The organism is Acidithrix sp. C25 (assembly GCF_904848545.2).
Map to the genome: position 1 here is coordinate 339523 of NZ_CAJHCI020000006.1, position 20307 is coordinate 359829.

The 20307-nt window shown below is 49.6% G+C and carries 17 protein-coding genes, 1 pseudogene and 1 CRISPR repeat array (1 of these 19 only partly in view); of the genes and pseudogenes, 13 read left to right on the plus strand and 5 right to left on the minus strand.

Annotated elements, in window-relative coordinates; all coding sequences use genetic code 11:
- A CRISPR array of direct repeats spans positions 1–639; the repeat unit is 29 nt; unit sequence CTCTTCCCCGTACACGCGGGGGTCATCCC (it extends 2622 nt beyond the left edge of the window).
- A gap of 120 nt (positions 640–759) precedes the next feature.
- From ACIDITHRIX25_RS000000104100 to ltrA, 6 genes and pseudogenes are all read left to right on the plus strand, one after another.
- A complete protein-coding gene (locus tag ACIDITHRIX25_RS000000104100) occupies positions 760–1128 on the plus strand; it encodes a Druantia anti-phage system protein DruA (RefSeq protein WP_201732938.1) in 369 nt (122 codons plus the stop codon).
- A complete protein-coding gene (locus tag ACIDITHRIX25_RS70730) occupies positions 1121–1810 on the plus strand; it encodes a transposase family protein (RefSeq protein ID WP_201732340.1) in 690 nt (229 codons plus the stop codon). The genes ACIDITHRIX25_RS000000104100 and ACIDITHRIX25_RS70730 overlap by 8 nt, the downstream gene beginning before the upstream one ends.
- On the plus strand, positions 1789–2088 hold the full coding sequence (locus ACIDITHRIX25_RS70735) for an ISAs1 family transposase (RefSeq protein ID WP_201732341.1): 300 nt from the start codon (positions 1789–1791) through the stop codon (positions 2086–2088). The genes ACIDITHRIX25_RS70730 and ACIDITHRIX25_RS70735 overlap by 22 nt, the downstream gene beginning before the upstream one ends.
- A gap of 264 nt (positions 2089–2352) precedes the next feature.
- Positions 2353–3296 (plus strand): annotated as a pseudogene (locus tag ACIDITHRIX25_RS70740) (IS1595 family transposase).
- A 15-nt stretch (positions 3297–3311) separates the two neighbouring features.
- A complete protein-coding gene (locus ACIDITHRIX25_RS70745) occupies positions 3312–4988 on the plus strand; it encodes a putative transposase (RefSeq protein ID WP_201732342.1) in 1677 nt (558 codons plus the stop codon).
- A 583-nt stretch (positions 4989–5571) separates the two neighbouring features.
- Positions 5572–6840 (plus strand): group II intron reverse transcriptase/maturase, encoded by a 1269-nt coding sequence (ltrA, locus tag ACIDITHRIX25_RS70750; protein ID WP_201732343.1) that lies wholly within the window; start codon positions 5572–5574, stop codon positions 6838–6840.
- 113 nt (positions 6841–6953) lie between these two features.
- Here the strand turns inward: ltrA and ACIDITHRIX25_RS70755 are convergent, their stop codons facing one another.
- Both ACIDITHRIX25_RS70755 and ACIDITHRIX25_RS70760 read right to left on the minus strand, forming a co-directional pair.
- Positions 6954–9002, minus strand: a complete 2049-nt coding sequence (locus ACIDITHRIX25_RS70755; protein WP_201732344.1) for an IS1634 family transposase — start codon at positions 9000–9002, stop codon at positions 6954–6956.
- Positions 8945–9148 (minus strand): IS1634 family transposase N-terminal domain-related protein, encoded by a 204-nt coding sequence (locus ACIDITHRIX25_RS70760; RefSeq protein WP_201732276.1) that lies wholly within the window; start codon positions 9146–9148, stop codon positions 8945–8947. Before ACIDITHRIX25_RS70760 ends, ACIDITHRIX25_RS70755 begins: the two co-directional genes overlap by 58 nt.
- 355 nt (positions 9149–9503) lie before the next feature.
- On the opposite strand from ACIDITHRIX25_RS70760, the gene ACIDITHRIX25_RS70765 reads away from it, so the two are divergent.
- Both ACIDITHRIX25_RS70765 and ACIDITHRIX25_RS70770 read left to right on the plus strand, forming a co-directional pair.
- The gene (locus ACIDITHRIX25_RS70765) at positions 9504–9767 is read left to right on the plus strand and encodes a DUF2249 domain-containing protein (protein ID WP_201732345.1); all 264 of its coding nucleotides are present in this window, start codon (positions 9504–9506) and stop codon (positions 9765–9767) included.
- A gap of 75 nt (positions 9768–9842) precedes the next feature.
- Positions 9843–10163: a metal-sulfur cluster assembly factor gene (locus tag ACIDITHRIX25_RS70770; RefSeq protein WP_201732346.1), complete on the plus strand. Its 321-nt coding sequence runs from the start codon at positions 9843–9845 to the stop codon at positions 10161–10163.
- 36 nt (positions 10164–10199) lie between these two features.
- On the opposite strand, the gene ACIDITHRIX25_RS70775 is transcribed toward ACIDITHRIX25_RS70770, so the two are convergent.
- Positions 10200–11552, minus strand: coding sequence for a hypothetical protein (locus ACIDITHRIX25_RS70775; protein WP_201732347.1), 1353 nt, complete (start codon positions 11550–11552; stop codon positions 10200–10202).
- 70 nt (positions 11553–11622) lie between these two features.
- Here ACIDITHRIX25_RS70775 and ACIDITHRIX25_RS70780 point away from each other — a divergent pair, with 70 nt between their 5' ends.
- From ACIDITHRIX25_RS70780 to ACIDITHRIX25_RS70800, 5 genes are all read left to right on the plus strand, one after another.
- A complete protein-coding gene (locus tag ACIDITHRIX25_RS70780; RefSeq protein ID WP_052606212.1) occupies positions 11623–12381 on the plus strand; it encodes a DUF2249 domain-containing protein in 759 nt (252 codons plus the stop codon).
- Entirely contained in the window at positions 12374–12901 is a 528-nt protein-coding gene (locus ACIDITHRIX25_RS70785; protein WP_249685622.1) for a DUF2249 domain-containing protein, read from the plus strand. The genes ACIDITHRIX25_RS70780 and ACIDITHRIX25_RS70785 overlap by 8 nt, the downstream gene beginning before the upstream one ends.
- 92 nt (positions 12902–12993) lie before the next feature.
- Positions 12994–13713, plus strand: a complete 720-nt coding sequence (locus ACIDITHRIX25_RS70790) for a helix-turn-helix transcriptional regulator (RefSeq protein ID WP_201732348.1) — start codon at positions 12994–12996, stop codon at positions 13711–13713.
- Positions 13714–14617: 904 nt separating this feature from the next.
- A complete protein-coding gene (locus tag ACIDITHRIX25_RS70795; RefSeq protein ID WP_201732349.1) occupies positions 14618–15460 on the plus strand; it encodes a hypothetical protein in 843 nt (280 codons plus the stop codon).
- A 162-nt stretch (positions 15461–15622) separates the two neighbouring features.
- A complete protein-coding gene (locus tag ACIDITHRIX25_RS70800; protein WP_201732350.1) occupies positions 15623–16051 on the plus strand; it encodes a hypothetical protein in 429 nt (142 codons plus the stop codon).
- Between the two features lie 2038 nt (positions 16052–18089).
- Here ACIDITHRIX25_RS70800 and ACIDITHRIX25_RS70805 read toward each other — a convergent pair.
- Together ACIDITHRIX25_RS70805 and ACIDITHRIX25_RS70810 are read right to left on the minus strand one after the other, a co-directional pair.
- Positions 18090–18680, minus strand: a complete 591-nt coding sequence (locus ACIDITHRIX25_RS70805) for a TetR/AcrR family transcriptional regulator (RefSeq protein ID WP_052606217.1) — start codon at positions 18678–18680, stop codon at positions 18090–18092.
- An 18-nt stretch (positions 18681–18698) separates the two neighbouring features.
- Positions 18699–20303 (minus strand): AMP-binding protein, encoded by a 1605-nt coding sequence (locus ACIDITHRIX25_RS70810; RefSeq protein ID WP_201732351.1) that lies wholly within the window; start codon positions 20301–20303, stop codon positions 18699–18701.
- Positions 20304–20307: the final 4 nt, after the last annotated feature.

A 20307-nucleotide genomic window follows, 5' to 3' on the forward strand; every position in this document is an offset into this window, starting at 1 on the left:
CTCTTCCCCGTACACGCGGGGGTCATCCTTTCTTCCTCAACAATTAGGGGGGAGGAGGCAACTCTTCCCCGTACACGCGGGGGTCATCCCTGTATAGGTAACACCATTGGCAAAGCCAGTATCTCTTCCCCGTACACGCGGGGGTCATCCCTTGCATCCCTGCTTGCTTCAATATCACAGATCCTCTTCCCCGTACACGCGGGGGTCATCCCATACCCATTGCCATAAGCAACGCCATAAGGGTCTCTTCCCCGTACACGCGGGGGTCATCCCATCCGAGTGGCGCTCGGCCTCTAAACCACGATCTCTTCCCCGTACACGCGGGGGTCATCCCAATGGTGTCTACCCCGTCGGATATAGCGAAGACTCTTCCCCGTACACGCGGGGGTCATCCCGCTAACAAAGGCGAACCGTTAGAACAGGTAGCCTCTTCCCCGTACACGCGGGGGTCATCCCCGCCGAGGCTTGGATCAGCGTTTATCGCCGAGCTCTTCCCCGTACACGCGGGGGTCATCCCACTATTGAGGCTAGCGCTGTTCCAGGTGCACCCTCTTCCCCGTACACGCGGGGGTCATCCCATGGCTTATCGCAATCGCCGCCGATAGGGAAGCTCTTCCCCGTACACGCGGGGGTCATCCCGCCACCTATAGCGTTGCCAGCAACATTAAATTGACCCAGGATCAGCAACATTAAATTGACCCACCCCCCAGTACGTCGTGACGAGGTTCCCAGCTTCAATAGACTTTTAGATGAGTACCACTGGCTCGGCCACAACCTCGTCGGCGAGGCTATCCGCTACATCGCTCTGAAGACGAACGCGTTGTCGCTCTGGTCGGCTTCGGGTCTGCTGCGCTGAGCCTTAGTGCGAGGGATCGCTATATCGGCTGGAAACCCGAGATCCAGTTCCGCCGACTGCGCTATGTGACGAACAACCAACGATTCTGCGTTCTCCCTGGCCAAAGCAGGCCGAACCTCGCCTCTGCTGTGTTGTCGCGGGTACTGCGCAGGCTTTCCTCGGACTTCGTTCACAGCTACGGGCATCCGGTGCTGTTAGTAGAGACCTTCACTGATCCAATGCGCCACGCTGGCACCTGCTACAAGGCTGCGAACTTCACCCAAAGTGGGTGAGAGCCTCGGATATGGGAGGCGCAACGGTACCTATGTACATCACGGGCAAAAGAAGACCTGTTGGCTCTACCCGCTCCAGAAGAATGCGCCAGCTATTCTCTCGGGCGACTTCGACCATCCACTACTCAAAGGAGACAAGACGGCTACGATGGTTGACTTGAACCGGCTGGTGATTGACGGAGACCTCGGTCTTATCGCAAGACTCCAAACGCTTCCTGACCATCGTAAACCAAGGGGGATTCGACATCCGCTCTCCTCAATCCTCACGGTCTGTGTCGCTGCAATGGCCTCTGGGTGTCACAATGCGACCGAAATCGCAGAGTGGGCAGCTGATCTCCCTGAAGACGCACTTGCCCGGCTCTCTGTGCGGCGAAGCCCACAAACCGGACGTGCTGTCCCTCCGTCTGAGCCGACGGTGCGTCGGACCCTCAATGCAATCGACAACCAGGCACTAGATAGCCTCGTCTGCGAAGTGCTCCAAGAGCTTGTTGGTACTACCCGCAGCGATGACAAGAAGAAACGCAAGAAAGACAATGACAAAGATCAACTTCCCACCAACAGCGACACCGAAGGCACTGAGGCGTTCGGAGTTGGCTTTGATGGGAAGTATAACTACTCAATACTCAACTATGTGGTGCGATCAAAGAAGACGGCCGTTGCGTGCATCTCTTTTCTGCGATGACGCACCAAGAGCGTGTGGTAATTGCCCAGAGCGAGGTCGATCACAAGACAAATGAAATCAAGGCATTCAAGCCGCTACTAGAGGAGTTGGACCTCTTGGGCATGGTGGTGACAGTTGACGCGATGCACGCACAACGTGACCACGCAGAGTTCCTGGTCACCGAGAAGCATGCGGACTTTATCCTTCAGGTCAAGGCGAATCAGCCCAGCGCCTACAACGTGATTAGCACCTTGGAACAAGGGGCCTTCTCGCAACGTCACAACGTTACAACCTCATAACGAGACCGATAAGGGCCATGGACGCTACGAGACCCGCTCGATCCAGGTCTCAGACCTCCGGTAGTTGAGCCGCAATCCCTGTTTTGAACAGGGTTTCTTTTATGTTAGGAATTGCATAAGTCGTTCAATAGTGCTATGATAAGGAGATGAGAAAACGCCGAGAACAAATCGAATCATACTTATCAAGTTTCGTAAGTTTCGCCTCCACCGAGACCAGATTGGAGCTAATCTTTAGTAGAACAGATGTTCGATAAAGGAGGCATGGTGGATATCTCAGGCTTTATGGTACGCTTCGCTTCAGAGGAAGCATGTGAAGATCATTTGATCAAATTGCTTATGCTATGAGGGATTTAGATGCCCAAAGTGTGACTCTGACCAGTTTACCTTAATCAGGCCAAACCATCGAAGAAATGCAGCATCTCGAGCTCCACTTTTTCAATGTAAATCTTGTCACCGTCAAACTAGCGTTACCTCCGGAACCATCTTCCATCGAAGCCATATCTCTTTATCCAAGTGGTTCTCCGCTATCTATCTATTGTCCAACGACAAGCGTGGTCTTTCGGCTACTACCATTGCTAAATTCGTTCAAGTATCTTATTCGACTGGCTGGTTGATGCTAAATAAGCTACGAAAAGCAATGGCTGACCGAAATGGTTTATATAAACTTGGAGGAAACGTCCAGGTAGATGAGTTCTTTTTAGGTGGTGAGAGCCATGGTGAAGACTAAAGAGGAAAAGCAACGACCCAAACCAATCTCCTAATTTGAATATCGATTAGCAATGGTGCTCCTACTCATTGCTTCATGGAAGTAATCAAAGATACCACTGCTAAATCACCCAAAGATGTTTTTGTGAGACGTTGAGATTCTAATACCAAGCTGATAAGTGATGGTAACCCAAGTTACGGGGTATGTGCTGAAAGACCTTGGACTAGCGCACTGGTTCACTCTATCCAAAGACGAACAAGCACATGTAACATTCAAATGGCTCAACATCCTGATAGGGAACTGCAAGAAATTTATCGACGGAACATACCACGGACGTGAGGAACATAAGCAACTTTACCTCGAGGAATTCGCATACCGATTCAACCGAAGGCACTTTGAAATGTCCTTGGTAGAGCGACTTCTCAATACATGTGTGTTTGCGTCTCCACATCCGCTACTCCGCGAATCTGATTCCAAAATGGCTCTTGCTTACGAAACTTGATAAGTATGAATCGAATTGCTTCCGGGTATACCTGCGCCATTCAAGCTCACTAAGACGATGGTAAACGGCGAGATGGTGGTGAGCTGGGGGCCTCGGGCAGTTTTCGTCTACGATCCAGCGGACCTAGGAATGCGAAACTTGGCCATCGTGGCACTTACTTCGGCAGGAGCCTCGGGCATAGAGGTGGCTGCTCTCTTTGAGTTGCGACCCGAATACATCTCGAGATTGCGCGGCAGAGCATCCAAGGGCGGTTCCGCCGCTTTGGTCCCACCTATGGGACGACCCCGGCTTCTCAGTGATGAGGCGATTGCTCAGGCCTATGCCATGGCGGATGCAAACCGTCCAGGGACCGAGATCGCCGCTGCAATTTCGGTCTCGACCGCCACTGTGAGCCGTCTTCTGGCACGGCGAGTTCGCCCTGAGTCCGAACAACTACGCCTCAGTGTCATTGATGGGGTTGAAAAGCCCGATCAAGCAAACATAGAAGCCGAATCCGCCATAGTAAAGCCCGATCTTGGAAACAGTAGCGACACCGACAATCTAGTAGTTACCCGCATCAGCGATGGGATCCGCCAAAGTGCCTATGCAGGGGCGATGCTTTTGCATGGCTTTTTTGATCGAGTGGGTGCCAGTGCTGTGTTCGGTGTGTTGCCATCAGGTAGCGCACGCCGCTACGACGTGAGCGCCACGTTGCTTGTTGCAACCTTTGGATTCGCACTTGGTGCATCGTCACTAGAGGGAACCAAGCACCTATTGGACACTGACGCCGGAGCACTGGTCGGCTTGGAACGCTTTCCTCATCTTCGAACCCTGCGCCCCCGGCTCGCTGGCCTTGCCGAGGAGATTGATCCTCTTAGAGTACAAGTAGCTCTAGCCAAGGCAATGCTAGAGGCCGACGATAGCGCTCCGGAAGTGTTCTTTGTTGACGATCACTTCGTTGCCTATACCGGGTCTGCTCCACTGGCTAAAGGTTGGAATACCCGCCGACGACACGGCGAGCCAGGTAGGAACGACACGTTAATCGTCGATGAGAATTGGCGGGCCATCTGTTTTTCATCTGGAGCACCGTCGTCGCTCTCCAAAACCATGTGGGGTCCTCTTGAACAGCTACGGGTCATCTGTGGGGACCGCCCGGTGATGGTCGGCTTTGACCGGGGTGGTGCCTACCCCAAGGTCTTTGCCGAGTTGAACAAGGCCGGCTTCGACTGGGTCACCTATCGCCGTGCCCCTCTTGAGGTACCTAGTGTTTTACCTAAACACTCATGGGTAACCATAGATGGATATCGACACTACATCCAAGTAGCATCAGAGACTCTTCATCTAGAAGATGTCGGAGCGCTCCGCCAGATCAGCATCTATGAGGATGGTCAGGTGGCATTGCAGATCCTCACCTCTGATTTGGTGAGCAGTGCTGCTCGCCTAGCACACACCCTGAGATCGCGGTGGCGCATCGAAAACAGCTTCAAGTACTTACAAGACCACCACAGCATTGGTTGGTTGTGTGACTATCGCATGGATCGCCGCCCTAATGTAGCCAAGGTAACCAATCCCATGCGCACTCAAGCCCATAACGCACTCAAGAGCGCTGAATTAGCTGTTGCAGAGCTTGAGAGATCTATTGGAAGAAACGCTACTACCCAAACTTCGACGTGCGTCATGAATGAAAGAGGTTGTAAATCATGTAGAAGCTGATAACAATCACACTGCAATGCTACATAGATGATGGAGGTAGGCCCTCCGGGATCGCCTTTTGGGAGGAGATTCCAAACCACCGTACGGGGCATTAGCTAAAGACTGTTGTCCAAAGCGGTACGGAAAAGTTAGAGCAATGACTCTTTCAGGTATGAGTTAAGAAGACGAGTGAAAACAAACCACTGACGAAGCGTTCGAAATTGGTATGGATGATGTCGAAACCGAGGGACGTCGAACTTTCGGGACAACTTGGAGACTAACCCAATTAGTGCTCCTTGGGCATCCGGCGTGTAGGTGGCGTGAGCTTAACATCAGGCGTTTATGTGGAACATGAGAACCCAGTCCTAGACGTTCTTGGCTAAGCCCACATGGGCTAAGCCCAAAGATGAGGAAAAACCTACAAGTTGCAGATCAACAAGAGGGAAAGTACCAAATGCCTATGGATTGGGGGCGGACCATCCCGTAGTAGCTACGAAGTCCTTGTAATGAGGATGTAAGCCAAAGAGATGGAGTAAACAGCAGATCTAGTTGTAATTGGCAAATGAACAACTTCTCAAGGTAAAAGTTGAGGGGGAGGGATCAAATGTCAAGACCACGACAAGAAAAAGCTTTTGATATCGACAAGTACGTCGTACTTAAAGCATACAAAGAGGCAAAAGCCAATCGAGGAGCACCAGGGATTGATAAGCAGTCCATCTCAGTCTTTGAGATGGATCTAAAGAACAATCTCTACCAACTCTGGAATCGAATGGCTTCTGGAAGTTATTTTCCAGCGGCAACTAGATATGTCGAGATAGACAAGTCAGATGGCGGTAAAAGAATCCTAGGTATTCCAACCGTCAAAGATCGCATCGCCCAAGGGGTAGCTAAAGCCTACATAGAGCCAAGATTGGAAGAGGTCTTCCACGAAGACTCCTATGGTTACAGGCCGAATCGCTCAGCCCATGATGCCATTGAAAAAGCACGCAAGAGATGTTGGAAGTACGATTGGGTCATTGATCTAGATATCAAGGCCTTCTTCGACACAATAGATCATGAACTGCTGCTAAAAGCTGTCTCTATGCACGTATCAGAGCCATGGATAATTCTCTACATCAAACGTTGGTTGAAAGCTCCAATGCAAAACAAAGATGGACAACTAATAGATCGAGAGCAAGGATTACCCCAAGGCGGGGTGATTTCTCCGATTTTGGCGAATCTGTTCTTACATTACGCTTTTGACAAATGGATGGTAAAGAACTTACCCTATGCCCCGTTTGAACGATACGCGGATGACCTTTTGGTACATGTGGAAACAAAGAAACGAGCCGAAGAGATCCTAGAGGCTATAGGTCAGAGAATGACGCAGGTCAAGTTGGAGTTACATCCACAAAAGACCAAAATCGTCTATTGTAAGGACTCCAACCGTAAAGGAGAGTTCGAACAAATACGCTTTGACTTTCTAGGATTTACCTTTGCACCACGCTACGCCCGCAATAAGTTCAAGCAGCAGTTTAACAACTTCCTGCCAGCGGCTTCAGATAAAGCGGTAGAAGAAATGGGCAGAGAACTTAGGCGGTTTCGTATTCACCTCCAAACAGGCCAAACCATAGCCGAACTCGCCAGGCTTTACAACCCGGTGATCTTAGGCTGGATCAACTACTATGGACGCTTCTACAAATCCAGATTAGGCCAACTCCTCCGACGTATCAATATCTATTTGATTAGATGGGCACGCAAAAAGTACAGGCGACTTAGCATACGAGCAAATGCTTGGAAATACCTATCTCAAATAGCCGAACGTGAACCCAATCTTTGGGCTCACTGGTCATTTGGGGTAATACCAAAAGTCGGTTCGCTAGGAGCCGTGTGAATTGAGAGGTTCACGCACGGTTCTGTGAGAGCGGGGAGGGGAAGTTCCTCCCCGCCACTCGACAATCAACCTATTCTCCCAGCTAGTTGAGTATGTGGTCTTACGTTGGGACACTACAAATGCGTCGCAATGGTCTTTATCCGTTTAAGGGGATCACTAACTCCTAAGAGACGGTAGATCTCTTTGTGAACCGGCTCAGAAACACCACTAGTGCGGATGTGATAGACAACGCCTTTATCTGATGTAAGAACTATGGTGGCTCGGCGGTGACTGTTGAGTTGCTCTTTAATGGTTGACCATCTTCTCTTATCGTTATTTTGCCTCAAGGTCAGCTCAATAGCACTAAGGAGGTGATAGGCAAGTACTGAGATGAAGAGGTGAGCAGCAGTTCGGCTAGCTAGTTGATGATAGACCGGTCGAAGTCCAAGATCACTCTTGAGGGATCTAAAGGCATCTTCTACTTTAGTGAGAGTCGTATAGATATTCCAGATCTCACCTGCATCTAGCTCGCTATGGCTGGTGTCTATGACGTAGGCTCCTTGGAGATTATCATCTTTGGCTTTAGTGGGTTTTTCTGTAATAGTGAGATTGATTACTTTGTCAAAGCGTCTCTTTTTGATGATCTTGCCATGGTCTTGATGATATTCAAGGGATATCTCGTATTTGGAAGCAATACTTGGGTACTTGGCCTTGATGCGTCCGATACGCTCTGAGACAACTGTGGTCTTAGATATAGAACCCTTTGTGATTGAGGTATTCAACGAAGTGATATCTACTAAGAATCTCTCGTTAGCTTGACTAGAGATCGCTGATTCCTTCTTGGATCTCCCCAAAGAACGACACAACACCACGGTTGTGGTGTTGTTGTTGGAGGAAGAGGAGGAGATGGAGGTGGAAGAGGAGGAGATGGAGGTGGCGTTAGTATCAGTGTCGGTGCTGTCGCTGATATTGTTGCCGGTGGCACCATTACGGATATAGTCGTCAGTGTCGGTGCTGCTGTCGCTCTTGATGATTTTGGTGTCGGTGCTGCTGTCGCCCTTGCTGCTGCTGTCGCCGGTATTCTTGCTGGTGGCACCATTACTGCTATTGTCGTCAGTGCCGGTGTCTTCTTCTAGCGTTTGCACTTGTCCTTGTACTTGTGTTCTCACTCGCCCTTGTGGCTTTTGTGGTTCCACTTGGAGCTTTTTCACCAGTACTGGGGATCCTTGGGCATCGTAGATCTCGGTGAAGCCTTCCATCTCCATGAAATGGCTTCGATAGAGACTCTTTTTGTTAGCTCTCTCAATTACTACGTAGTTGAGATTGCGCTTAATGAGAAGTTCTAGGTTTGCCTTGGTAGCAATTCCCCTATCCATCACAATGGTAGGAACAACATCCCCAAAGAGAGATCCATCCGATAGAGACTCCAAGGCATCAAGTACGCTAATGAGAGTTCTAGGCTCAGAGGTATTGCCCTCATGTATCTCTGAGTAGATGGGTAGTCCCCGGTGATCAACAAGTAGTGCCAGAGAAACTAATGTGCAATCAAAACGCTTCTCTTTGGAATGTCCATGTTTAGCTAGGGAGTTCCCCTTAGTAGAACCTTCGAAGTAGGTGTTAGTTAGATCAAAGAGAAAGAGCCTGGTATTCGTCCTAAAGAGATCAGAGCTAGCTCTATAGAGTGCTGGCTCTATGACGCCTTTAGCGTCATAGAGCTTATCTGCAATTGCATAGACCTTATCCTTGTGAAACTTAGAGAGATCGATACCACATATCTCAGGTAGTGAAGAGTTGGAGTTGATATACGAATAGGTCTTTCGATCAGATCCAGGATGAATAAGACGAGCTATTATCGTTGCCTTGGCAATGCCAAGAGATTCACCCGATAGACCTGCACTCTCTAGGATCTTATCGAAGCTAAGAGCTTCATAGAATGAGTTTCCTATGAGTTCTGGACCGATACTTCTACTATTGATAGTCTTAGCACTAGAGAGATCTACCATCTCAAGGTCAGCCTCAGTAGCTCTTGTTTCTTTAGCGGCTGCAACTTCGGAACGAATTGCATACTTAGTGATTGCTAGATCTGCGTATCTGGCAATAATAGGATCTGATTCAAAGAGTGAGGTTACTCCAGAGAGTCCCAGGTAATAGCATTGGCAATTGCATTGGCCAGAGCTGGCCACAATGACTTATCCAGGTCCAGTTCGGTCAAGGTCATTACTATACGTTGACGGGGACCTTTTTCACAGCGGTAGGACTCAACGAGTTGGTACTTACTGTAGCTAACGCCGGTCTTTTTATTAACTGTTGGAGTTTCACGGATAAACACAACAAGACAATAGCACCATGTCAGAGCTAATGCAAGTCATAATCAAAACTACTCAAAAATTAGGACACTACATTCGCGACCCAAAAAGACCTAATACCCATCTACCAGGAAATCTATAAATCACCCAAGCCGAAAATCCTCAAAAATCAACTCAAAAGGGGCCAATTGGGGCGATTTTTCGGGAATTCTGCGAAAGATGGGCTAAGATTCCGACGCGGGAGTGCGAGTGCCAGTCTGGTTAAGCCGGGGCAGCTTTGATGGATATTTAAGGACTTTGCCTCGGCCTTGGTCGCCCGGCCACTATTATATCTAGCTTAGAATAGAATAAATAGTAGCCGAGACTACTGGTGATTGATTGGAAGGTGAGGAAGTGGTGACTGACAATGGATGTGGAAAGGCCGATTTGGTACTCGACGTCAGGGCAATGCTGGCTGGAGGGCAAGAACCGTTCGACGCGATTATGCAGGGCGTCGCCGCCTTAGAAGAAGGTCAGGACCTCGTGGTAATCGCGCCGTTTGAACCTGTCCCCTTAGAAGGCGTACTTTCCGGCCAGGGATTCACCTACCAAGTTACGGAATTCTCTCCGGAACACTTCTCCGTCACTTTTCATCGGGACTAGTAGTACGCAATGATGAAATTGGGAAGATACAAAGAAACAGTTTTGGGCACTCAAACTGGAAATGTGGGGTAGAGAATGGTGGAGGAAACGGCTAAAAAAGAGATCCTTGATCTGGCATGGTCGGCGCTTCGAGGGGTTATCGATCCAGAATTAGCGTTAGATATTGTTGCATTGGGTTTGATCTACAGGATGGAGTTCGTAGAAGACCGGCTCGAGTGCGACATGACCTTGACAACAGTGGGCTGCCCGGTCTCCGAATCGATGCCGATCCAAGTTCAGGAGGTACTAGAGCGTTGCTGTAGTACTGAAGTAGAAGTCAAGTTGGTGTGGAGTCCTCCATGGGGTGTAGAGATGATCGACCCGGTAAGCGCCAAGGCACTTGGCCTTCGCCGATAAGAATAACTCGAGGTTGATGCTGATGGATCTTCGACGTCAACCGGCTTCTGATTGACTCGCATCACCGAAGTGTGAGAGCATTCGAGACGGCCTAATCGCTAGGTTCAATGATACCGATATAGCGGCCAGGGCTAGCGCCGCAGACCCGATGGAGAATAACACCCCAGTCATAGTCGCCAAGCCGACGATGATAAATGTGAAACCCGATGTCACTATGACAAAGCTGGCCCTGGCCACCGATGGATTTAGCAGGTCGGAGAAGACCAAGGGTTTGTTATTGCGGGTGAACTTTACCCCCGAAGCACGCAGAGTCCCCCAGGTGATAAATGGTACGACCTTGTGAGCGTGACCGATAACCGCAAGTGCGATCCAGGCGCCGAGGGATACTATCTCAGCAGCTGCAAGTTGCGTCCGCAACTGTGAGCCCGGCTTAGACAGAACGGAAGCGATAGCGAAGCCGATGGCTCCAACTAGGAATATCGCCGAGACGACGACGTATCCCTGAAGTAGCTCCAACTTGCGCCGTCTCCCGGATACTACTCTCGCCAGGGTATATAGGTGTGAACAAAGGGCAATTACGATAATTACCCCCGCGGCTGTTGCGATCAAAGTACTCGATGCGAGCATTCCAATCACGAAGATGGTCACTCCAATTGCAAGCCCCCAAATCGCTATCTGGCTCGATCTGTTTGACTTTCGATGAGAGAGCATAAACATCGGCCAGAGCTTTTCAGATACGGCAACGTAGCTTATGCCTAGCCAGCCCAGGATGCCGATATGGGCATGCGCAATGACCAAATTCGGAGACAAAGCGAAAAAGCTCTCGTGAGCATTGCGGTCCACTGCGTAGGTGATGCCAAAGCAGGCCACAGCGACGAGCATTATCGAAGATATCCGGGCGCCGGTAATCGAGATTCCCTTCCCTCTTACCATAAGTGGTTTGGAGAGGTTGATCACGAGCAAAATGACACCAATCACCGCAAGTATGCCTGAGGCGACGACCATTGGGTTTATCTCGAGGAGGAAGCTGGTTGCAAGACCGATCGAACCCGCTGCGAAGAGTCCGCCGCCCCAGTAGGAGAGTTGGGGGTGTCTGAGCTTCTGTCCCGAAATGACCGGGATGAACTGGTGCATCGCACCAAGGACCGCCATCGACGCCACGCCCAGCATGAACATGTGGGTCATTCCTATTGCCAAGTGACCCATTGGATTGTCAACTACCCTTGAGCCGAGAAAGATCCCGAGGATTCCATCTGTGAAAAGCGCAAGTGCGGCAATAGAAAAGAAACCAAGGGGCAGCCGTGGTGGTGGGACGCTCTTAGGCATGCCAAGGTTTGAATGGGAGTAGTTGCTAGCCGGACCCGGAGAATCAATTGGAACGCCATTCACGATTGTGTTACCTCACTTATGCCGAAGCCTATTATATTTCTATTGCAGAGTATAATAAAAAGGAGACGAAGTGAGCGACCATGTTGAGAATTTAGAGTCCAATGGTGCATATATTCCAGTGGCATTGGGGAACAAGCCGACCGAAGCACAACGAGTGCTGAGCGCTATCGAAGCTCACCACGCCGAGATGGCACAGAGGCTCTCAGCATTAGCGAATTCCATGGCAAAAGGGGCATCGCCCGAGGCCCACTCGCTGTTGGCGAATGACTTCTCCAGTTATTTGAGAAGCGATATCCTTCCCCACGCACAAGCAGAAGAGACCAGCGTCTACCTTCGAGCGCAAAAAGTTGGCCTGGCGGATGTGGTTGAGACGATGCTTTTCGAACACCGCTACCTACGGGCAAAGATCGATGAGTTCGAGACCCTTTCTGGATCGGAACAGGCAGCTGTCGCGCTGGTGATCAGCGAGGTATTTTCGATACATGCCCAGAAAGAGAACCTCTTTATCTTGCCGCAGGTTCTATCTTCGGTCGCAGATGACGAGGTTTCCCAGGTACTCTCTGAGATCCAGCGGGAGTTCGTCAAGTCAAAGAGCACTCCAGTTATCTCAACGATCGATCTGCGGCCACTGCCACCAAGAGCCCGCCACGACGTCGTCTTTTCGAAGATACAATCCATAAAGAGCGGTGACGCAATTACGGTATTAAACGACCACAACCCCAAACCACTCTTCTATCAGATCGACGCTCTTTGGCCCAACAGCTATAGGTGCACAATCGCCCGGGTTGACGATAGGACATTCACGATGGAGATTACAAAGCTTGGCTAATGGTGACCCAAACCTTGATCTCTTGGTCCCTTCGTTGAGTGGTGTTGTCATTGACCTTTCCAAGGCCTTAGCCAAGTCTGGCGAGCCACGATTAGCGGCGACCCTTCTGTCTCGGGCATGGGTTGAGCTCTATCGAAGCGGCGAATTTGCAAAGCAGGCCAAAGCGATGGAGGCTACGATGCACTCAATATCTCGTCTTGATCATTCCGACGTTGATCGAGGAGGCCTGGACCTCAAGAGGCCCGACGGCCATGAAGCGGACTCGCAGCCGGTCGACTTACGACCCCTCGCTCCGATCGATAGACATGCAGAGGTAATTTCCCGCTTTGAAGCCTTGGCGGATGGCGATGAGTTTGTCCTCGTAAACGACCACGATCCCAAGCCGCTCTACTACCAGCTCAAGGCGGAGTATGACAAGGTTTTCGATTGGGATTATCTAAAAGGTGGCCCCGAAGAATGGATAGTGAAGATCACCATTTCGCCTGGTCAACAATCTCGAGATCAAGAGGATCAGTGTTGATCCCGCACGGCTTTAAAAACAGCTATGGTTCCGGACTAAGTTGTCTTGGTGGGGTGGGTTTAATATGGTGTGCACGCTAGGTGGAGTAACAAATGGCAGATACTGTTTCTGAGCTTCCCGGGGGAAAATTGGCACTTTCACCGGTCTTCGGGCCCGGTGATGAGTTGCGGAGTAGGGCGGTGGCCCTAGGAGACCCGACCCGGTATCGGATCTTCGAGCACCTGCTTAAATCGGCCGAACCTGTCTCAGTTTCCGAACTGACCGAATTCACCCGACTCAACCACACCGGAATTCGCCATCACCTTGAGATTCTCCGTCGATCGGGACTCATCGACGAATATCGTGAACCGCCCAAGGGGCGTGGCAGACCTCGCCTGCTATACGAAGCGTCGGCGGAAGCCAAAAGGGGCCCGACGAAGGCGTACGAGCGTCTGTCATTACTTCTAATTGAAGCCATGACTACACAAAGTTCCGTTAGGACTATCGGGAGAAAGGAAGGCGTCCGACTTGCGACCGAATTAGCGCCGAAGTATTCCGACCCTGTTCGGGTAATCCATGAGGCGATGATTGGGTGGGAGTTTTCGGTAACTCTCGTAAATAATCGAGATTTTGCTGCCGTCGTCCTCAATAAGTGCCCACTTGAATCAGCGGTCAATCTCGCCGGCAAGACAGTATGTGGGCTGCATATAGGAATTATAGAAGGAATCCTATCCAAATTACAGGGCCTTGAGCTGACCGATTTCGAGATTCATCTCCCGAAAGTCGCCGCGTGTAAGATCGAACTACGACGTCACACCGAATCTGCGGAATAGCTATCGGGACTACGACGTGGCGAGTTATTTGTTTCGATCTGCAGCGGTCGTAAAGTAGTTCTCTTTGACCTAAGCAATTTAGCCAGACCCGAAGTGAGCGCTTCTTCCATCGTGCTTCTTCTATCAAGCTTTGCATAAAGACGCCCATCGCGCTAACAGGATGCCCTAAGTGGGTTCAGCGACTGCTTTGTTGATACGAATCAAGGCTCTGACCGCGCTAGCTTGTTGCCAGGCGACGTGGCATTGCTAGAAAAATCCTATGAGACTTAAGATAACGCCAAAATGAGACTCTTTCTTCATGTAAAGTGAACCGCTGCAATACTCCTAAAGTCCTACGAGATGAAGAAGTCCCCAAAAGGGATATTCGCCAACGCACTATCAATGGATGATATAGCTCGAGTTCTTGGATCGCTGGGATGTACTACTAGTAATAGAGTGCTCATACTCCACGATCAGAAATAGCTAGCTTTGTCTCATTGTCAAAGACAATTCGAACATACAAAGAGGAAGTTATGGTTGGAATTGAACCCTATATCTTGAAAAAGGCTGTCGCCGAAAAAGGGGTCGAGGGTCGAAATAATAAAACTCGATCGGCCATTGTTAGAAGCTAAGGTCTTTACGCGGCAAAATCAACGCTTGGCTCGGTAATGCTTTCATGCGGTCCGATTGAGCTAAAGCTTGCCTATGAGAGGGTTAGTTGATCCGTGTATATGTCAATAGAGCTAATTGTTTAGAGTGGCCGGTCTGTAAAAACTTGGGGAAGAGATCAATTAAATATGAACCTTTATGGAAATAGAGCAACATGACCTGATATAAATATTGTTTGGTAGTTCTCTTTGCATTTTAGGCAATGTCTTAGTTGTGTTACCTTTTCATTCAAGGAATTGTCGTAGGAGGTTCCGGAATGCCGATTGATGATCACGTTCTTTACGCTTACTCTATCCATGGACGGAATCACAGCGGTGACGTTATTGACTATTCCGCGCTAATAAGGGGCCTTGGGCTAAATTCTTCCTCATTTCAATATTTTTTCGACGGTAATCCTAACGAAACCTTAGCCGTTAGTGGCGACATCTACCCAAGGGACAATATCTGGGAGTTACGATTCCACCAGGAGATTCTGCTCGATCGAGCAGATCTCCAATCGCCCTTTAGATCCCTCATAAAAGAATCATCTCTTTTTGTTGATCCAGACAGTAGGTTTGTTGCCATTGAAAAACATCGTAATGGTCTTGATTCTCTCCAAATTAGTTCTTTTCTCCAGACTTTGGGTAGGGTAAGTGGATTTGATTCCGACCTTATTATTGACCTTAATCCGGTTATTTCGGAATCTTTCTACCAGGAACTACAGCGCTATGTTCGAATTCGGGCAGTGTCGTTAATGATGTCACGCCCGAACTTTAATTGGACTGATAATGCCAATGAGATAACCGACTTGGCCGAGCTTTCGAACGCTCATTCCGTGGAAATAAAGATGTCGGCACCCCGTGGTAGGTGGTTATCAATGGATAGAGGAATCGTCTACGATATCAAGGAGCTCTTACTCAATAAGATTGGGCCACTTAAGAGTGCGAGAGTCGTTGGCTTTAAGGCGGTCGACGGCCGTGAAAGTACTTTATCTTCAAATAGCTATCATGAGCGCAAGGCAATATCTATTGAGGAAGATTCCAGCCAAGAGGAGCGACGAAGTAATCTCGTCCGGGAAGTCAAACATTTTCTAGTTAGCTTTGAGCCCGTTGCTAGATAGCGATTCATCCCGAGATATTCTGAAACGCGCTTTATGAGAAGTATAAATAAACGGACGAGCAATCAAAACAATTTTTGGTCTTGTCAAGTATGGCAAAGACGCCATAGATTGATATCGTTTCCCGCGTTTATCATCGCGATAATCGTAGGGGGTTCGGCTGCGATGGAAATTCCACACATGGCTGACATGCGAGACATAACCTCCAATCTTGCCGCAACCGCATTAATTTTCGCCTCCATATCCTTCGGAGCTTGCCTAACCGGAGCAGTTGTGGCTCTCACCGTTCCATCTGAGAAAGCAAGGGAAGATTGGGCGTCACGTGGGCTAACAAATGGTTCATTTTCCCATTTCAGTGATCTTATGTTCGTGTTCACTTGGTCGGCGATATGTCAACTTGGCGTCGTAGGAGCTGCCATCGGTCTATATCTTTCCGAAGCACCTCTATCACCAGCAACCCCTGAGCACGTCTACTTAGCGCTACCCATTTTTCTTGAGATTCTAGGTATTGTCGGTGTCATTGCATTTGCTCAACTTATCGCCGTCGTCTCTACAATCTCTCAAATCGCCGTAGCGGTCAGCGCTAGAAGATAATCGAACCTCAAACAGAGGTGACTGTATCTTAAATGCTAAATTCACGACCGGGCGATAGTTGGTTATGGCGCTCTATCTGTGCGTAATAGTGTCTCTCCAAGTCGTTGTCTTTCTATGTTTATCGAATGATAGAGAGCTCGTTAAAGTAGATTTGAGATGCTTTTTGAGTCAATCAAAGGTCCCCATTTCACAGTCAGTAGGTTGTGTAAGCGGTGATTCAACCTAAGGGCTATGTTTCATGTTTATTTGTCCTTTTTAGAAACAGGAATTAATTAAATTTCAGCTAAAGATCGGAGACCGATCCTTTGGGATTCAGGGCCGTGATGCCTTTGTTTGGATGTGTTTGGTAGGGGTAAGACTCAAGATTGGAGCCTGGAATAACTCTATCTAGCAAACCTATTGGCGCAAGTGTTTCTTGGGTGTTTGTTTTTCTTTCATACCGGACTGGTGTCTTGTAGCTTCTATTCCAACTTTAATAAGGAGCGTTATCTCGGACTAAAAAGAGTTCGCAAAGCAGGGAAACTGGGCACTTGTGCACAGGGCCGCTTTGCTAGTTTGATGGGTTCAAAAGGAGGTTGGATGGCCATTTGATGTGGTAGTTTGACGGGAATTTCAAGTGCCGGCAAATTTTGGTTTCTAGTGATTGTCGCATTCTGTCTTTAGAATTTTTAGAATCTCTCGGGTTTTTAGGATCTTTGACGTTGGAAAAACAAGTTCGTATACAAGGAGGGCTAAATTGAAGCTGTAGGGCCAGGTAAAAGATTACCCAAAGGGCATGCGAGCCGAGTTGATTGACTGCGCCGGCTGCTCATTTATCGATGATGATCCCTAACCAGCGCACAGTATTTTGAAGTCGACCCTTTTGGCGAATTGTATCCTACTGGTTAGGGGTTGTAATAACTAGGACCGCTGCGGTACTTCCTACCAGCGAGGTGGTGAGCTTGCTCTTTTACACTTTCAATACGGCCCATAACGTGCGGCCCGCGACTACATCGCGACTAGGGAACCCAGTTGACGATGGCAATTACCGCCGACAGTTCGGAACCGAAATGTGAACTGATATGGATAGGCTGGGCAGATCCGTGGAGTTAGCCGGAGAGGATAGCTTTGTGGGCTTAGGCGTTATCTGGCTCAGGGCTAGATGGTGCATGATTTGAGATTTTAGTGATGTGTTAGCTACTTTTCTCATCTCGCTGACCCACGAACAGCTACCCTTTGGTTAGCTACTTTCACAATCTCGGTTGGAGTTCTTGCACCCTCCCGGCAAAAGAGAATCGCAATACACCGAGCCCTGTCCACTTGGGTATATAGTGACTTTGGCGTTTACGTCATACGAAAAGTCGCGCGCGGTTTCCTTTGTGGGATGGGTAGTAGTCGGTGTGCTTGCGCTCGGCGCCTTGGTTGCACCTTTACCATCTTTGCGACCGTGGCCCTTTTTGGTGCAGCTATTGGAACTATCGCCCTGGCTATCTGGCCGGCTGGTCGAGGTGGTGCTGCCTTTGGAGCTTTAAGCGGGGCGGGTGGTGTGCTTGTATATATTGCGTGGCTAAATCGTCAGGGACCAGAAATGGTGTGCAAAGCCACTTCGACATCTAGCCCGGCGCATTCAAGAATGGAATCCGTGGATTTGGCTTATCGTCGCAGCCGTGTTGGTTATAGGCGGAATCATCGGATTCTTAAAATATCGAAGGTAGACGGGCCGACTCGAAAGTGGTTGGGCTTTAAGGCTGAGCTTGAGACCCTGTTCAGAGAGTCAAAGTTGTACGCTTTGATGTTTTATTATCAAGACCCGCTAGAGACGCTGAACTAGTGCCCTTTTTGCCTCCACTTCATTCATTTTGGATTGATTTATCAATACGATTTCCATGGTGTTTCAACAATTAGATTCAGCGACTTTTGAATCGGAGATTTGTGACTCTGCAAGAATTGAAAATTGACCCAGAGGCGTCGAGAAAGATGTCGTGGAGCATGAATATTTGCTACTGCCAGGCGAATTATCCAGAGAACAACACAGCAGACTTTTCCATAGCTACGAAGGCTAGGTAAGGTCAAGGACGGCCATCGCTGCGGTTGTCAGTGTTTCTTTTAGACGATCTTTCGGTAGCCCGACGTTGTGAAATAAGGGCGACTGGATAGCAGCGATAGCAGCGTGCGTCAGTGTACGAGCGGTGGCATCATCAAGCTCACTTCGCACTTCACGGAGCAGGTGCACCCATTCTTCAACATATAATCGCTGTTTTCGGCGTAGCCTTATTTGATCGTCGTCAGGAAGGCTACGAATTTCGTTGTGATAGACCTGCGCGATTGCGCGGTCTCGCACTACGAATTCGACCTGCCCTTCTATGAGACCTGCGAGGGCGACTTTGATGTCAGAAGCTTCCTCAAGAGTGCGTTGCTCGTCTCGAAGGAGGCGGTCGATAAAGCGATCGAAGAGAGCCACTAGGATCGCCGACTTGCTCTCAAAGTGGCGGTAAATACCTGAACCGGTGATGCCTGCCTCAAGACCGATATCGGCCATTGATACTGCGTGAAAGCCGCTGGCTGAGACCAGTTCTGCAGCAGCTTCGAGGATCTTTTCCTTGCGCGCGGGATCCCTGGTACGCAAGGGAGTCTCGCCGGGGACAGTCATGGTTTTCTCCTTGGGTATTTAATCTTGGGGTGGATTATAGAAGTGGCTGAACTCTTGGCGGACGAGGTTCTTTTGGATCTTGCCGGTCGAGGTCTTAGGTAATGCATCAACCACGATTATCGCTTTAGGCGCTTTGTAGGGATCGATGATCGTCTTGACCTTGGCAATCACGGCGTCTTTGTCGATAGTGGTCCCTGGAAGGGGCACTACCACTGCCGTTACCGCTTCGCTCCAGCGCTGGTGGCTGAGACCTACTACAACGGCTTCAGCGATGTTAGGATCGGCAGCATAGATAGCTTTTTCCACCTCTATCGAGGCGACGTTTTCACCTCCAGTCTTTATCACGTCCTTGTTGCGGTCAGCAAACCATAAGATTCCATCGCTATCAAAGTGGCCGACATCGCCGGAGTGGAACCAGCCGCCTTTAAAAGCTGCGTCGGTAGCCTCTGTGTTGTGTAGGTATCCAGTCATGGTATGAGGCCCTCGATAGACGATCTCACCTTGGGAGCCTTGGGGGAGGAAATTGCCGGCTTCGTCCATGATTCTCACCCAGACGTTAACTACTGGGGTTCCCACTGCGCCATTATGGGTGAGTTGGTGTTCGGGACGAAAGATCGTCGTAGTGGGGCTCATCTCCGTCTGTCCAAAGAGTAGATAGAAGCCACAGCCAAATACTTCGATACACTTTTTCAGTTGTGCCTCGGGCATTGGAGCCATGGCGTAGAGGGCGCGGCGTAAGCTGGAGAGATCGCGGGTGGCGATATCGGCTTGGTCAAGCATCGCTCGATACATCATCGGAAGGCCAAAGATCTGAGTGATATGGTCAGTTTCGATAAGATCGAGAAGCCCCTTTGCATCAAATCCTCTCTCGATGTAGATCGTGGCGCCCACCATTATCGCTGGGGTGCAGTGACAATTGAGCTGTGCGGTATGAAACATCGGCATCATGGCCACGAAACGGTCATCGGCTGCGAAGCGTCCTTCTAAGGCCATCGTCATCGACTCTAAGTAGATGGCGGCATGGTTTCCGATCACACCTTTGGGAAAAGAGGTTGTCCCGCTTGTGTATAGATATGTGAGAGCGTCGCGGTCGGCTATGAGTGCTTCGGGCTCGCTTGGGTTTGTGTCGGCTGAAAAAGCCACAAAGTCTATTCCTGTCAATCCTGAAATGGAATCGCTATGGGCGGCATGAGTTCCTTGAGCAATGATAAGATCTTGGATCTTGGCCGAGGTTGCAATCGCTGGAGCAATGGCTTTCATAAGCTGGGTTTCTATAACAATCCCCCGCGCACCTGAGTGATCGAGCACATATGCAACCTCTTCGGGCCGCCACCCGAGGTTGATTGGCACGCAGACGATTCCTACCTTGGCACATGCATAATAAGTGACTAAGAACTCCACGCTATTTGCAGATGCCAGTGCCAGGGCGTCACCACCTTGGTAACCCTTGGCCATCAGTGCATTTGCCATGCGGTTCACCCAGGCGTTGAAGTCTTGGTAATTAAGTCGTAGATTGCGATCGACGACTGCTAAGGCATTGGGATAGCGATAAGCGCTTCGGGTGAGGCTGTCGCCGATATTGATGCGATGGATTAAGTTGTCAAAGAGTGGAGAGGTTGTCATGTTG

Bases quoted from the DNA above. Each gene is read 5' to 3' on its own strand.
- ACIDITHRIX25_RS70805 (WP_052606217.1), bottom strand. From the start codon at position 18,680: ATGACTGTCCCCGGCGAGACTCCCTTGCGTACCAGGGATCCCGCGCGC.
- ltrA (WP_201732343.1), top strand. From the start codon at position 5,572: ATGTCAAGACCACGACAAGAAAAAGCTTTTGATATCGACAAGTACGTC.
- ACIDITHRIX25_RS70800 (WP_201732350.1), top strand. From the start codon at position 15,623: ATGGAAATTCCACACATGGCTGACATGCGAGACATAACCTCCAATCTT.
- ACIDITHRIX25_RS70795 (WP_201732349.1), top strand. From the start codon at position 14,618: ATGCCGATTGATGATCACGTTCTTTACGCTTACTCTATCCATGGACGG.
- ACIDITHRIX25_RS70810 (WP_201732351.1), bottom strand. From the start codon at position 20,303: ATGACAACCTCTCCACTCTTTGACAACTTAATCCATCGCATCAATATC.
- ACIDITHRIX25_RS70790 (WP_201732348.1), top strand. From the start codon at position 12,994: ATGGCAGATACTGTTTCTGAGCTTCCCGGGGGAAAATTGGCACTTTCA.
- ACIDITHRIX25_RS70770 (WP_201732346.1), top strand. From the start codon at position 9,843: ATGGTGGAGGAAACGGCTAAAAAAGAGATCCTTGATCTGGCATGGTCG.